The sequence below is a fragment of the Streptomyces sp. NPDC030021 genome (assembly GCF_055574035.1).
The window spans coordinates 1-12,986 of record NZ_JBVIAH010000012.1 but is presented as its reverse complement, the minus strand read 5'-3'; the positions used below and the strand labels follow the sequence as shown (position 1 = coordinate 12,986).

Sequence of the window (12,986 nt, the reverse complement as noted above, 5' to 3'; positions counted from 1 at the left end):
TCGGGGGTAGTGCATGAGGTGTGATCTCCACCGTCCGACAGCTCTACGACCGGCTCCAGGGCTCCCAGATCGGGCTGGCCTGGAGCCGTGGCCGGGAGATGGAGCTGATGCACCGGGCGATGGGCTTCGCGGCCCTCGGCTTCCTCACCCTGGTGCCGCTGCTGGTGGTCGTGGCGGCCGCCGCACCCGGGAGCGGCTCGGGCTTCGGCCGCTGGCTCGGCCAGGCCCTCGGGGTGACGGAGGCCTCGCGGGTCCGGGTGGAGATGCTGTTCGGCGCCGCGGATCTGGCGCTGGAGCGGACCACCGCGTTCGGTCTGGCCGCGCTCGCGGTGTTCGGCCTGACCTTCGGTTCGGCCGTGCAGACCGGCTACGAGAAGGTCTGGGACCTGCCGACCGCGCGCTGGCACACCATGTGGCTGCACGTCGTCTGGCTCGCCCTGCTCGTCTGCTACCTCGGCCTGCTCGTGGGGATCCCCTCGCCGTCGAACGACGCCATCGGCACGGTCCTCGGCGCTCTGGGCGACCTCGTCGGCACCTGCCTGTTCTTCATCGTCTCGCAGCGCCTGCTGCTCGGCGGCCGGGTCCGCTGGCGCGCCCTGGTGCCGGGGGCGGTCGCGACCAGCCTCGGGCTGCTGGGGCTGCGGATCTTCTCGCAGCTGGTGTTCTCCCCGCTCATCGCCTCCAACGCGGTGATCTACGGCCCCTTCGGCACCCTGCTCGTCGTCCAGTCCTGGCTGGTCGGCGTCGGCTTCGTGGTCTACGGCGGCGCGCTCGTCGGCCGGCTCGTGCACGAGCACCTGACCCTGCGGCGGCTGCGGCGCAGCGGGCTCTTCCCTCCCGAGGATCCCGCCGCACACCCTCCACGGCCCGGCTGACCGGGCTCCCCCGGCGGCCCCCGTCCGGGCGTCAGGGGCCGGGTGTCAGGGGCTGGGCTCCGCGAAGCGGTCGCGCAGTTCCCGCTTGAGGATCTTGCCGCTGGCGTTGCGCGGGAGGACGTCCACGAAGAGCACCCGCTTCGGGGCCTTGAAGTGGGCAAGCCTCTCCCTCGCGTAGGCCATCAGCTCCGCCTCCGTCACCTCCCCCGCCTCTCCGCACGGTACCACCACCGCGGTGACGGCCTCGATCCATCGCTCGTCGGGCAGCCCCACCACCGCCGCCTCGGCCACGCCCGGGTGGGTGTAGAGCACGTCCTCCACCTGCCGTGAGGCGACCAGCACCCCGCCCGAGTTGATGACGTCCTTCACCCGGTCCACGACCGTGAAGTACCCCTGCGCGTCGCGCACCGCGAGGTCGCCCGAGCGGAACCAGCCGTCCCGGAAGGCCTTCTCCGTGGCCACCGGGTCGTTCCAGTACCCCAGGCAGAGCTGGGGCGAGCGGTAGACGACCTCGCCCGCCGTTCCGTCCGGCACGTCCTTGCCGTCCTCGTCGACGACCTTCGCCTCCACGTGGCGCACCGGCCGCCCGCAGGAGTCCATCCGCCCCTCGTGCTCCCGCGGTCCGAGCACCGTGGCCAGCGGGCCGATCTCGCTCTGGCCGAAGCAGTTGTAGAAGCCGAGCCCCGGCAGCCGCTCGCGCAGGCGTTCCAGGACCGGGACCGGCATGATCGAGGCCCCGTAGTACGCCTTGCGCAGCCCGCCCAGCTCACGCACCGCGAAATCCGGGTGATGGGACAGGCCGATCCACACCGTCGGCGGCGCGAAGAGGCTGTCCGCCTCGCCGGCCTCGACCAGGTCGAAGATCCGCTCCGCGACCGGTGCGTCCACGATCGTGTTCCGCGCCCCCACCGCCAGGTACGGCAGCAGGAAGACGTGCATCTGCGCCGAGTGGTAGAGCGGCAGTGAGTGCACGGGCCGGTCGTCCCCGTCCAGGTCCAGCGCCTCGATCGCACTCTCGTACTCGTGGACGAGGGCCCGGTGGGTCATCATCGCGCCCTTGGGCAGGGCGGTGGTCCCCGAGGTGTAGAGGAGCTGCGCCAGCGTGCCCGGATCCCGGTCGGCCTCAAAGGGCAGCGGCTCGGCCAGCTCCGCCAGGAAGGAGCCGGGGGCGTCGCGCAGCGCCCGTACCGGGTACCCGTCGGGGATCCGCCCGGCCAGGTCGGGATCGGCGAGGACCAGGGCGCTCGCGGAGTTGTCCAGGATGTACGCGAGGTCCTCGCCGGTGAGGTTCTGGTTGACCGGGACGTGGGTGAGCCCGGCGCGGGCGCAGGCGAGGAAGGCCAGGAGGTAGGCGTCGGAGTTGTGGGCGAAGGTGGCGACGCGGTCCCCGCCGGCCAGCCCGTACCGCTCCCGCAGCACGGCGGCGCCGGTGGTGACGGCCGCGTCGAGTTCCGCGTACGTCCAGGTGCGTTCGCGGTAGCGCACGGCCGGGCGGTCGGGGACTCGCCGCGCGCTGTCGTGCACCAGTCCGTCGACCGTGTTGTCCCGCACCGCTCGCACTGCCCGCACCGCCCGGTCTGCCGTCATGGCGCGATCCTCGTCCTCCCGTACGCCCAAGGTCAATAACCGGATACCAAACGGGATGTTGACAGATCATCGGACGGGCTGAATGAGTGAGGGGCACGGACGTACCGCCTGTCCAACGGGTAACCACGCCCATCCACAGGCTGCTTGGGAGGACTGTTGCATCTCAGCACTCGTCCGATACTCCGCCGCGTCGCCCTCACCGGCGCCGCCCTGCTCGCCGCGACGGCCGCCGTGCCCCAGGCCTCGGCGGCCACGGCGCCCGACGGATCGGAGCTGAGTCGCCTCATGCCTCACGCCCCGGTCTGCCGGACGCCCCATCGAGACGAATCTGCTCCCTCTGCTGTCTTCCGCCACCTTTCACCACAGAGGGGTTGAAGGGCAGCGCGCCCTTCGCGGGCGAGCTGCCCGACGGCCGATGGGAAAAGGCGATGGAGTCGATGGAGTCGATGGACACCGTACCGGCTCCGCCTGCACCTCCTCGTTTCGGACCAGACCGAAACGAATCGACGTGCCCGTGCCGGTGGCCGAACCTGGAAGGCAAGCGAGCCAAGTGCTCGTGGTCCGCAGAACCAGCATCGATCGCAGGAGGATTCATGCGTCTTCGTAGCGTCCTTGTCACCGTGGCCCTCGGCGCGACGGTGGCGGCTGGCGGCATGGTCGTGCCCGCGCAGGCGGCTCCGCTCGGCGAAACGGCCGTCACCTGCGGGAACGCGTACTGGCCCCACCAGAACGTGGACAACGGATCCGGGACGGTGTCCCAGTCCGGCAGCGCTGCGGTGCACACCGGCCCGTACGGAGCCTGCACCACTGTCGGGTACGTGTCCCAGGGCACGCTGGTCTCCTACGACTGCTACGTGGTGAACGACTACGGCAACCGCTGGACGTGGGTCAGGGACGGTGGCGGATCCAGTCTCGGGTGGATCTACAACGCCTACCTCAGCAACGGTGGCGCCACCACCCGCTGCCCGTGACACGCTGACGACCCGGCGCCCACGCCGCACGCAGGGCCCGGCCACCAGTGGGTGGCCGGGCCCTGCGTGCGGACACGGCCAGTTGTCCAGTGAGCGTACGATCCGGCCGGTTGAGTGCCTGGCTGTGACCGACTCCCAATCATGTTTCTCAGGAGATGCGGTTGAACAGAGCGGTTACCCGTCGCGGTCCCGCCCTGCAGGCCGGCCCGAGCGTGGCGAGCCTCGCCGCCCCGGCATACCTCGCCGTGAAGTTCATCTGCCACATCACCCACGCTGTCGTCGAGCACAGCCGGCCGCAGCCCGAGCCGGAGTTCTGGCTGCACGTCGCCGTCCTGCACAAGCTCCAGACGCGAGTACATACCGCGATGGAAGCCGCTTCCACCGGGCCGCCGACGAGGAAGCCTCGTCCCTGGCCGGCGCCGTCCTCGCGCACGCCAGCGACCACGGGTCCACCACGGTGCGGTGGAAATGACCGCTGCGCCACAGCGCCCGCGCACCCTCCCACACCCACGGGTGCATCGCCCCGGCGCTCAGCAGGGGCGCGTTGTCGCCGAGACACTCGCGGACCTGGGCGTCACGTGCGAGGGAGGCATCAGCACGCCGGACAGCCTCGCGGTGCTGAACCCATCTATTGACCCGCAAGTTGCCGGTCGCGTCGACGGTGGTCTTCCACTCCGGCAGTACGCGGTCGAGGCTCTGCTCCACGACGTGCCCGCTCTGACTAGCTAGTCAACCACTCCCGCACAACGGGGAACCTCACTCCAAGACAAGACGAACGGCGCGAAGCCCCCAGATCTCAGCAGAGAGCTGGGGGCTTCAGTCAGGCGCGGGGCGCTAGAGTACCCAGATCCAGCCGCTGCATTGCCACCAAATCGGGTCTCCCTGCTTGGAACATACCCTGTAGGACGAGACGGGCGAGGGCGTCCATACCTGTCCGGAGTTGCCCCCGTTGCCGTCCGGGTCCTCGATGTAGTTCTCATCGCCGTTGATCATCCGGTAGCTCGTCCGGAAGCCGTAGCCGTCGGAGCGCTGGTCGTAGGCGAACACCCTCCGGTTGTTGTCACCAACACCACCGTGCCCACAGTTTTCTGTGAAGAACGGACCGCACCGGTTGACGTGGGTGTTGCCGTCGATAGCGCTAGCGGTCGGGGCTAAACCCACTCCTGCCCCTATGATCACCGCGAGGCCACTGGCGACGGCTGCGAGTCGGTTCCTCATGCCACTGTTCATTCTTCATCCCACCCCTTGTGGAGAATTCGAATGTGCGCGCCATTTGTACCCTCAGTGGGTATAATGTGCAACATATGCGCGGGTGTTCGGGCATATTGGGCTTGAACTCACCACTGCTTGCTCTATGAACCGGCCAGTGCACTTCCAACACACCAGTCAGATCTTCCAGCCACGCCCCGCATGAGGCTGGCTTCGGTATCTGCGTAGACGTCGCGCGCGCAGTGTCTCCATCCGGGACAGGCGTGATCTCGCCCGCAGAACCGCTGTCGTCGCCGAGGCCCGTACCAAGCTGATCGCCGTGCACGGCGACGCGGTCAGGGCGCTGGAAGACGCTTCGAACGCCATGTCGTCGGCTGCTTCCGCCTCTCGCGAGGCGGACCGGATGCTGGCGGCCGACCGGGCAGGCAAGCGGCTGTCGAACTACGACCAGGTCAAGGCCGAGGTCGCGCGTCAGGTCGGGTATGCCCAGGACGCCGCCAGGGCGGCGCAGGTCGCGGCCTCGCAGGCCAAGGCGCAGGCCGATGTCCTGGTGCAGACCGGTCTGGAGCACGGTGTCCAGTGGTCCGAGGTCGCCTCGGGCATCGCCGCCGCGGCGGACGCCGCGTGGAAGGCCGGTCAGACGGCTCAGCACGCGGTGGACGCCACCGCCGCCACCGCGGCCGGCCCGAACGCCAAGAACCAGGCCGAACTGCGCGAGCAGCAGGCCAAGAAGTGGCGGGCGAACGCCGAGGAGCACGCCCGGGCCGGGGCCCGGATGGCCGAAGCCGCGGACAAGCAGGCGAAGATCGCCGCGACCGCCGCCGGGCGAGCCAAGGACGCGCGCGTGGCGGCCGAGCAGGCGGAACGCGAGGCGTGGGAACACGCCCGAAAGACCCGCGAGGCTCGCATCGAGGCGGAGCGTCAGGCGGTGGTCGCGGCCCAGCAGCGCAAGATCGCCGAGCGTGAGCGCGACCTCGCCGCGGCGGCCCGGGCCCGGGCCGAAAACGAGCGCGATCTCGCCGCGGCAGCCCGTGCGCGTGCCGAGGCCGAGGCCCGTACGGCGTCCACCGCCCGTGCGCAGGCACAGGCGGCGGACGCGACGGCCGCGTCCGCGCGGGCGGACGTCGCCCGCCAGGACGGCATCGCCGCCGAGTCGGACCGCAAGGCGCGGGCGGAGGAGACCAACGCCCGTGACGCCGCGCGCACGGCCGAGCAGCGGCACCAGGCGCAGGAATCCCGTGCCCGGGCGACCGAGGCGATGGCCGCCTCCGGCCGCGGCACGATCCACGCCGCCGAAGCCCGAGGCGCCGTGGAACGCGGCGGCCGGCGGCTACCCGGAGGTCATGCACGGGTCCAGCCACATCCAGGCGGTCGGCTGGGACGGCGCCCGCTGTCCGGTGGCGCGCACCCTGCTGACGTACAGCCAGTCCTGAACCCCCCGCTCTCGCCGAACTACGCCGACCAGACCCGGATGTACTGCGAGGAGCGCTGGGTCACGGCACGTTTCTGCGAGCGGGACATCCTCACGTCGCCGGAGCTGAAGGTGGTCCTGGTGCGCGAACGGCGGTGATCACCCCCTGCGTGCCCCTTCCTGGCCCCGGCCCCTCACGGGCTGACGGCCAGGAGGAGGTACGCGGCGAGCACGACGATGTGTACGCCGCCCTGGAGGAGCGTCGCACGGCCCGGGGCGATGGTGAGGGCGCTGACCACAACCGTCAGGGCGAGCAGCACCATGTGGACCGGATCGAGGCCGAGCAGGAGCGGACCCGAGAGCCAGATCGAGGCCAGCGCGATGGCCGGGATGGTCAGCCCGATACTGGCGATCGCGGAACCGTAGGCGAGGTTGAGGCTGGTCTGGACGCGGTCGCGGCGGGCGGCGCGGACGGCGGCGAGGGTCTCGGGCAGCAGGACGAGCAGGGCGATGATCACGCCTACGACCGCCTGGGGCAGCCCGGCGCCGGCGACCGCCTGCTCGATGGTCGGGGAGACGGCCTTGGCGTCGCCGACCACCGCGACCAGCGCGACCACCAGGAGGCCCAGGCTGGTCAGGGCGGCGCGGGCAGTGGGCGGCGCGGCGTGGTCGTCTCGGGCGCCGGGCTCCCGCCCTGTGTCCACGGGCAGGAAGTAGTCGCGGTGGCGGACCGTCTGGACGGCGACGAAGAGTCCGTACAGGGCGAGCGAGGCGACGGCGGCGAAGGTGAGTTGCGCGGCGGAGAACTCCGGGCCGGGTTTGCTCGTGGTGAAGGTCGGCAGGACCAGGCTGAGGGTGGCGAGGGTGGCCACGGTGGCGAGGGCCGCCCCTGACCCCTCGGGGTTGAACACGGCCACCCGGTTGCGCAGGGCGCCGACGAGCAGGGAGAGGCCGACGATCCCGTTGCAGGTGATCATGACGGCGGCGAAGACGGTGTCCCGGGCGAGGGAGGCGCTCTTGTCGCCGCCATCGGCCATCAGGGTGACGATGAGGGCCACTTCGATGACGGTGACCGCGACGGCGAGGATGAGGGAGCCGAAGGGCTCGCCCACCCGGTGGGCGACGACCTCGGCGTGGTGGACGGCCGCCAGCACCGCGCCCGCGAGGCAGAGCGCGACGAGCGCCACCGCGAAGCCGGGCAGGTCCCGTCCCCAGCTGAAGACGAGCGCGACCAGCGCCACCACGGGGACCACCACGGTCCAGTCGGTCAGAGGGGATCTGCGCGCAGTCGTACTCATATCAGCCAAGTTGCCAGAAGTGTCACGCCAGTGCGGTGCAAGGCGCGCCTCCGCGGCCTTGACGTGGCTTTTCTCACGACATCGCGCGGCGTGGCGGGCACGGGGTGCGCGACCGCGGCGGCGCGGCGCTGCGCGGGACCATGGAGCCATGGCATCGGCGGACGCACCGTCACCCTGGAACGAGGAGCAGCCGACCGACCTGCACCGTGTGGTGCTGCGGGAGCTGCTGCGCCTGGTCTCGCCGCCTCCGGACGCCGAGGACGGCGGCGCCGGCCGGCCCGTGCGGGGTGTGGTGCGGCCGCCCGGCCGGCCGGACACGACCCGCGTCGTGCTGTGGGACGGCCGCGACCCGGACACCTCGGTCGGGCACGACCTGCCCTGGCGAGGGGGCACCGGGACGCCGGCGGCCCTGCCCTCCCTCGTACGCTCCGAGCTCGCCCGGCACCTCTCCGGGGCCGAGGACCCGTACTGCGCGGCGGTGTACGACTTCACCCGGTGGTGAGGCCCGGCGGCCGGCGTCACAGCGGCCGGGCGTGCCCCTCCCAGTACGGGTCGCGCAGCCGCCGCTTGTAGAGCTTGCCGTTCGGGTCGCGGGGCATCGTCTCGATGAAGTCGACCGTCTTGGGGCGCTTGTAGCCGGCGAGCTGCCGCTCGCAGTGGTGCAGGATCTCCGCGGCCAGGGCGTCGCCCGCGACGAAGCCCTCGGCGGGTTCGACGACCGCCTTGACCTGCTCGCCCCAGTCGGCGTGCGGGATGCCGAAGGCGGCGGCGTCCGCGACGGCCGGGTGGGTGAGCAGGGCCGATTCGATCTCGGCCGGGTAGATGTTGACCCCGCCCGAGATGATCATGTCGATCTTGCGGTCGCGGAGGAAGAGGTAGCCCTCCTCGTCCATCAGCCCCAGATCGCCGACCGTGAAGAAGTCGCCGATCCGGTTCTTCCTCGTCTTGCCCTCGTCCTTGTGGTAGCTGAAGCCGCCGGTGTTCATCTTGAGGTAGACGGTGCCCAGTTCGCCGGCGGGCAGCCGGTTGCCGTCGTCGTCGAAGATGGCGAGTTCGCTGATCGGCCAGGCCTTGCCGACGGTTCCCGGCTTCTTCAGCCAGTCCTCGGCGGTCGCGAAGGCGCCGCCGCCCTCGCTGGCCGCGTAGTACTCCTCCACGCAGCGGCCCCACCAGTCGATCATCGCCCGCTTGACGTGGTCGGGGCAGGGCGCGGCGCCGTGGATGGCGTGCCGCATCGAGGAGACGTCGTACGCGTCCTTCGTGTCCTGCGGGAGGGCGAGGAGCCGGTGGAACTGGGTCGGCACCATGTGGGTGTGCGTGCAGGCGTGGACGTCGATCAGGCGGAGCATCTCCTGCGGGGTCCATTTGTCCATCAGGACCAGCGGGTGCCCGATGTGCAGGGCGGCGCCCGCGAATTGGAGGACGGCGGTGTGGTAGAGCGGCGAGCAGACCAGGTGCACGTTGCCGTCGAAGGGCCGGATGCCGAAGATGCCGAGGAAGCCGCCCAGGTACGTCTCCTCCGGGAGCTTGCCGGGCAGCGGGCGGCGGATGCCGCGCGGGCGGCCGGTGGTCCCGGAGGTGTAGTTCATGACCCAGCCCAGCGTGCGGCCCTCGGGGGCGGTCGCGGGCTGCCCGTCGAGGAGCTGCGCGTACGGCCGGAAGCCCGCGACCGCTCCGACGGCGTAGCGGTGGCTCGCGGGCATGCCGGCCTCGTCGGCGGCGGCGGTGGCGGCCTCGGCGAAGCGCTCGTGGGCGATGAGGACCTTGGCTCCGGAGTCGGAGACGATCCAGGCGATCTCGGGGCCGACGAGGTGGTGGTTGACGGGGACGAGGTAGAAGCCCGCCTGGGAGGCGGCGAGATAGGCGGTCAGGAACTCCACGCCGTTGGGGAGGACGACGGCGAAGACGTCGCCCTCCTCCAGGCCGGCGGCGCGCAGGCCGTGGACGAGGCGGTTGACGTCGGCGTGCAGCCGGCCGGCGCTCCATTCCTCGCCCTCGGGGGTCACCAGGACGGCGCGCCCGGGGTCGGCGGCGGCCTGGGCCCAGAAGCCGTTGGGCGGCTGCCGGTCGGCGGTGGGGGTGGTGGACGTCGTCGCGGTCATGGCACTCACGCCTCTCGGACTCGGCCGGCGATGCGGTTGATCCGGTCGATCGCCCGCTCGAACCCGCTGGTGAGGTCGTCGAAGACGGCCTGGACGCTGCGTTCCTCGGTCATCCGGCCGACGATCTGGCCGACGGGGGTGCCGAGCAGTGGCTGGATCTCGTACTTCTGGATCCGGGAGACGGCTTCGGCGACGAGCAGGCCCTGGAGCGGCATGGGGAGCGCACCGGGGCCCGCCGGGTCGTCCCAGGCGTCGGTCCACTCGGTGCGCAGCTGGCGGGCGGGCTTGCCGGTGAGGGCGCGGGAACGGACGGTGTCGCCGGAGCCGGCGGCGAGCAGCTTCTCGGTGAGGGCGCGCGAGTGGAGGTCGGCCTCGGTGGTGGTGAGCCAGAGCGAGCCGAGCCAGGCGCCCTGGGCGCCGAGGGCGAGCCCGGCGGCGATCTGCTCGCCGCTGCCGATGCCGCCGGCGGCGAGGACCGGGAGGGGGGCGACGGCCTCGACGATCTCGGGGACCAGGACCATGGTGGCGATGTCGCCGGTGTGGCCGCCGGCCTCGTAACCCTGGGCCACGACGACGTCGATGCCGGCTTCGGCGTGGCGGCGGGCGTGCTTGGCGCTGCCGGCGAGGGCGGCGACGAGGACGCCGCGGTCGTGGGCGCGCGCGATGACGTCGGCGGGCGGGGAACCGAGGGCGTTCGCCAGGAGTTTGATGGGGTAGTCGAAGGCGACGTCGAGCTGGCTCCGGGCGACCTGCTCCATCCAGCCGGTGATCCGCCAGCCGGAGGCCTCGCCTTCGGCGAGCTCGGGCACGTGGTGCTTGGCGAGGGTGTCGCGGACGAAGGCGCGGTGCGCGGCCGGGATCATCGCCTCGATGTCGGCCTCGCCGATGCCGTCGACGGCTTTCTTGGCGGGCATGACGACGTCGAGGCCGTAGGGCTTGCCGTCGGTGTGCGCCTGCATCCAGTCGAGGTCGCGTTTCAGGTCGTCGGGGGCCGTGTAGCGGACCGCGCCGAGTACCCCGAAACCGCCCGCGCGGGTGATGGCAGCGGCGACCGCCGGGAAGGGCGTGAAGCCGAAGATGGCGTGCTCGACTCCCAGTTTCTTGCTCAGCTCCGTCTCCATGGGCGGCAGGATGCCGCAGCCCGGCGGTCGAGGGAAGAGATTTTCTGATGCAGTGTCAGATTCTTTACGGGCCGGTCGGTGCGGAGGGTGCCCGGTGGGCGGGCAGATACCCACTACCGTGCGGATCGCCTGCGGCACACTCGGCGGGTACGGGCTCCAACCCGGGGTTCGCCTGCGGCGCGCTCGCCGGTTCCGGGTCCCGGACCCCGGGCAGTGCCCTGGGCGGTGACGCCGCAGGCGGTCGGCGGGGCAGTCCGGCTTGCCGGCGTGCGAGGTGCGAAACCCGGGGCGGAGCGCCGGGAGACGGCACCGCAGGCCGGGGCCGTCCCAGCCCCGCCGGCGTTCGAGGCGCGGGGTCCGGGGCGGAGCCCTGGGAAACGAAGCCGCAGGTGGACAGCGGACAGGAGGGCGGACATGACGGTACGCACGGGGGCCTTCGGCCTGACGAGCGGAGAGGCACGGCCCGAACAGGCCGCAGCGGGCGGGCCCGAGAAGACGAGCGGCCGGCCCGCGGCAGCCGCTGGCCCGTTGACGCGGCGGCGGCTCGGGGCGCGGTTGCTCGCCCTGGGCGGGGTGCTCGTCCTGCACGCCGCACTCCCGGGCGCCGCAGGCTCCGCGGGCGCAGCAGGCGGCCCGGCCGAGCGGCGCGCGCTCCAGGGCCTGCGGCTGCGGTACGGATCCGCCCGCCAGGCCGGGTTGCTGGAGAAGCACCTGGAGGGGGTGGCGGACGAGGCCCGGCGCTTCCTCGGCCCCTCCCCCGAACACCCCTACTACGCGGGGGCGGTGGTCCTCGCCGGCCGGGGCCGCACCATCGCCCTGCACCGCGCCATGGGGTACGCGGTGCGGTACGCGGACTATGACGGACGGACCGACCGGGTCCGGGAGTTCCCGGCGGCCGAACGGATCGCGATGGCCGAGGACACCGTCTTCGACCTGGCCTCGCTGACCAAGCTGTTCACCTCCGTCCTGGCGGTGCAGCAGATGGAGCGCGGGCGACTGGAGCTGGAGGCTCCGGTGTGCCTGTACCTGCCGGAGTTCACCGGCGGCGGCAAGGAGATCGTCACAGTCCGTCAGCTGCTCACGCACACCTCCGGGTTGCGCTCCTGGGCGCCCTTCTACCAGGAGTCCACGCGGGAGGGGCAGCTGAGGCTGCTGTGGTCGGTGCGGCCGCAGGAGACCCCCGGGACCGTCTACCGGTATTCCGACCTCAACCTCATCGCGCTGCAACTGCTCCTGGAACGGATCACCGGTCGCACTCTGGATGTCCTGCTCCGCGACGAGATCACCGCTCCGCTCGGGATGCACCGCACTCGTTACAACCCACCGCTCTCCTGGCGCCGGGTCACCGCCGCCACCGAGGTGCAGCGCCCGCCCTGGTCCGGCCTGGACCGCGGGCTGGTGTGGGGCGAGGTCCACGACGAGAACGCCCACGCGCTTGGCGGTGTCGCGGGCCACGCCGGGGTCTTCGGCACCGCCTGGGATCTGGCCGTCCTCGCCCGCGCCCTCCTCGACGGCGGGGTCTACGCGGGCAGGCGCATCCTGCGCCCCGCCTCCGTCGAGCTGCTCTTCACCGACTACAACACGGCCTTCCCCGGCGACGACCACGGTCTCGGCTTCGAGCTCTACCAGCACTGGTACATGGGCGCCATGGCCACCCCGCACTCCGCCGGGCACACCGGCTTCACCGGCACCTCCCTGGTCCTCGACCCCTCCACCGACTCGTTCCTGATCCTGCTCGGCAACTCCGTCCACCCCGTGCGGACCTGGCGGGCCGGCAGCGCGCCACGGGTCGCGGTCGGCAACCGCTTCGCCCGCGCCGTCCCGGTCCGCACCCGGCACGGCGGCGCGGCCTGGTTCTCCGGCATCCAGGCGGGCGCCTCGGGCACCCTCACGCTGCCGCCGCTCGGCCCGGCCACGGCCGCCGCCCGGCTGCGCTGCGCCGTGTGGTGGGACACCGTGCCCGGCGAGGGCGCCCTGCACCTGGAGGCCTCCGCCGACGGGGAGCACTGGGAGGCTCTGCCCTTCAGCACGCTGCGGTCCACCGGCGGCTCACCCGAGCAGTGGCCGCGGGGCTCCGTGAGCGGCTGGTCGGGCCGCGTCTGGCACCGTCTCGAAGCCCCCCTCACGGCCGCCTGGGCGGGACGCCAGGTACGGCTGCGCTTTCGCCACACCGCGACCGGCCGCTACGTAGGACGCGGGGCCTACGTGGACGTGGTCCGCGTGGCGGAACCGGGCCGCCTGCTCTTCGCGGAGGACCGCCCCGCCGACGCCGACCGCATCGAGGCCATCGGCTGGACCCGGTCGGCGGACTGACCTCCCCTAGCTTGACTCTGTCGGGGATCTTGGAGTTGCCGAGGTCAGGTGCCCAGGGTGCGCCAGGATTTTGGCCGGGGGATTTCGCGCTGGTCGAGG

Annotated in this window: 10 protein-coding genes and 1 pseudogene; 5 read left to right on the top strand and 6 right to left on the bottom strand. The window is 72.0% G+C overall.

Going from position 1 to position 12,986, the window contains the following annotated elements; genetic code table 11:
- The first annotated feature begins 20 nt into the window (after positions 1-20).
- Complete coding sequence (locus ACZ4YL_RS23275; RefSeq protein WP_468118989.1) at positions 21-875, top strand: YhjD/YihY/BrkB family envelope integrity protein; 855 nt, start codon at positions 21-23, stop codon at positions 873-875.
- A 45-nt stretch (positions 876-920) separates the two neighbouring features.
- Here ACZ4YL_RS23275 and ACZ4YL_RS23270 read toward each other — a convergent pair whose 3' ends face one another.
- Positions 921-2,462, bottom strand: coding sequence for a fatty acyl-CoA synthetase (locus tag ACZ4YL_RS23270; RefSeq protein ID WP_468118988.1), 1,542 nt, complete (start codon positions 2,460-2,462; stop codon positions 921-923).
- Between the two features lie 593 nt (positions 2,463-3,055).
- Between ACZ4YL_RS23270 and ACZ4YL_RS23265 the strand changes: the two genes are divergently transcribed.
- The gene (locus ACZ4YL_RS23265) at positions 3,056-3,433 is read left to right on the top strand and encodes a hypothetical protein (protein WP_468118987.1); all 378 of its coding nucleotides are present in this window, start codon (positions 3,056-3,058) and stop codon (positions 3,431-3,433) included.
- Between the two features lie 834 nt (positions 3,434-4,267).
- On the opposite strand, the gene ACZ4YL_RS23260 is transcribed toward ACZ4YL_RS23265, so the two are convergent.
- Both ACZ4YL_RS23260 and ACZ4YL_RS23255 read right to left on the bottom strand, forming a co-directional pair.
- Positions 4,268-4,651 (bottom strand): hypothetical protein, encoded by a 384-nt coding sequence (locus tag ACZ4YL_RS23260; RefSeq protein ID WP_384395236.1) that lies wholly within the window; start codon positions 4,649-4,651, stop codon positions 4,268-4,270.
- Entirely contained in the window at positions 4,572-5,864 is a 1,293-nt protein-coding gene (locus ACZ4YL_RS23255; protein WP_468118986.1) for a hypothetical protein, read from the bottom strand. Before ACZ4YL_RS23255 ends, ACZ4YL_RS23260 begins: the two co-directional genes overlap by 80 nt.
- Before the next feature lie 73 nt (positions 5,865-5,937).
- Here ACZ4YL_RS23255 and ACZ4YL_RS23250 point away from each other — a divergent pair.
- Positions 5,938-6,212 (top strand): annotated as a pseudogene (locus tag ACZ4YL_RS23250) (penicillin acylase family protein); the annotation flags it as partial.
- 35 nt (positions 6,213-6,247) lie between these two features.
- Here the strand turns inward: ACZ4YL_RS23250 and ACZ4YL_RS23245 are convergent.
- Positions 6,248-7,351 (bottom strand): calcium:cation antiporter, encoded by a 1,104-nt coding sequence (locus tag ACZ4YL_RS23245; protein ID WP_468118984.1) that lies wholly within the window; start codon positions 7,349-7,351, stop codon positions 6,248-6,250.
- A gap of 148 nt (positions 7,352-7,499) precedes the next feature.
- Between ACZ4YL_RS23245 and ACZ4YL_RS23240 the strand changes: the two genes are divergently transcribed.
- The gene (locus ACZ4YL_RS23240; RefSeq protein ID WP_468118982.1) at positions 7,500-7,853 is read left to right on the top strand and encodes a hypothetical protein; all 354 of its coding nucleotides are present in this window, start codon (positions 7,500-7,502) and stop codon (positions 7,851-7,853) included.
- 16 nt (positions 7,854-7,869) lie between these two features.
- Here the strand turns inward: ACZ4YL_RS23240 and ACZ4YL_RS23235 are convergent, their stop codons facing one another.
- Complete coding sequence (locus tag ACZ4YL_RS23235) at positions 7,870-9,453, bottom strand: acyl-CoA synthetase (protein ID WP_468118980.1); 1,584 nt, start codon at positions 9,451-9,453, stop codon at positions 7,870-7,872.
- 5 nt (positions 9,454-9,458) lie between these two features.
- Complete coding sequence (locus ACZ4YL_RS23230) at positions 9,459-10,574, bottom strand: nitronate monooxygenase (RefSeq protein WP_468118979.1); 1,116 nt, start codon at positions 10,572-10,574, stop codon at positions 9,459-9,461.
- 414 nt (positions 10,575-10,988) lie between these two features.
- Here ACZ4YL_RS23230 and ACZ4YL_RS23225 point away from each other — a divergent pair, with 414 nt between their 5' ends.
- On the top strand, positions 10,989-12,887 hold the full coding sequence (locus ACZ4YL_RS23225) for a serine hydrolase domain-containing protein (protein ID WP_468118977.1): 1,899 nt from the start codon (positions 10,989-10,991) through the stop codon (positions 12,885-12,887).
- Positions 12,888-12,986: the final 99 nt, after the last annotated feature.

Coding starts and splice junctions, on each gene's coding strand:
- ACZ4YL_RS23270 (WP_468118988.1), bottom strand. CDS start 2,462: ATGACGGCAGACCGGGCGGTGCGGGCAGTGCGAGCGGTGCGGGACAAC.
- ACZ4YL_RS23235 (WP_468118980.1), bottom strand. CDS start 9,453: ATGACCGCGACGACGTCCACCACCCCCACCGCCGACCGGCAGCCGCCC.
- ACZ4YL_RS23230 (WP_468118979.1), bottom strand. CDS start 10,574: ATGGAGACGGAGCTGAGCAAGAAACTGGGAGTCGAGCACGCCATCTTC.
- ACZ4YL_RS23260 (WP_384395236.1), bottom strand. CDS start 4,651: ATGAGGAACCGACTCGCAGCCGTCGCCAGTGGCCTCGCGGTGATCATA.
- ACZ4YL_RS23240 (WP_468118982.1), top strand. CDS start 7,500: ATGGCATCGGCGGACGCACCGTCACCCTGGAACGAGGAGCAGCCGACC.
- ACZ4YL_RS23245 (WP_468118984.1), bottom strand. CDS start 7,351: ATGAGTACGACTGCGCGCAGATCCCCTCTGACCGACTGGACCGTGGTG.
- ACZ4YL_RS23265 (WP_468118987.1), top strand. CDS start 3,056: ATGCGTCTTCGTAGCGTCCTTGTCACCGTGGCCCTCGGCGCGACGGTG.
- ACZ4YL_RS23225 (WP_468118977.1), top strand. CDS start 10,989: ATGACGGTACGCACGGGGGCCTTCGGCCTGACGAGCGGAGAGGCACGG.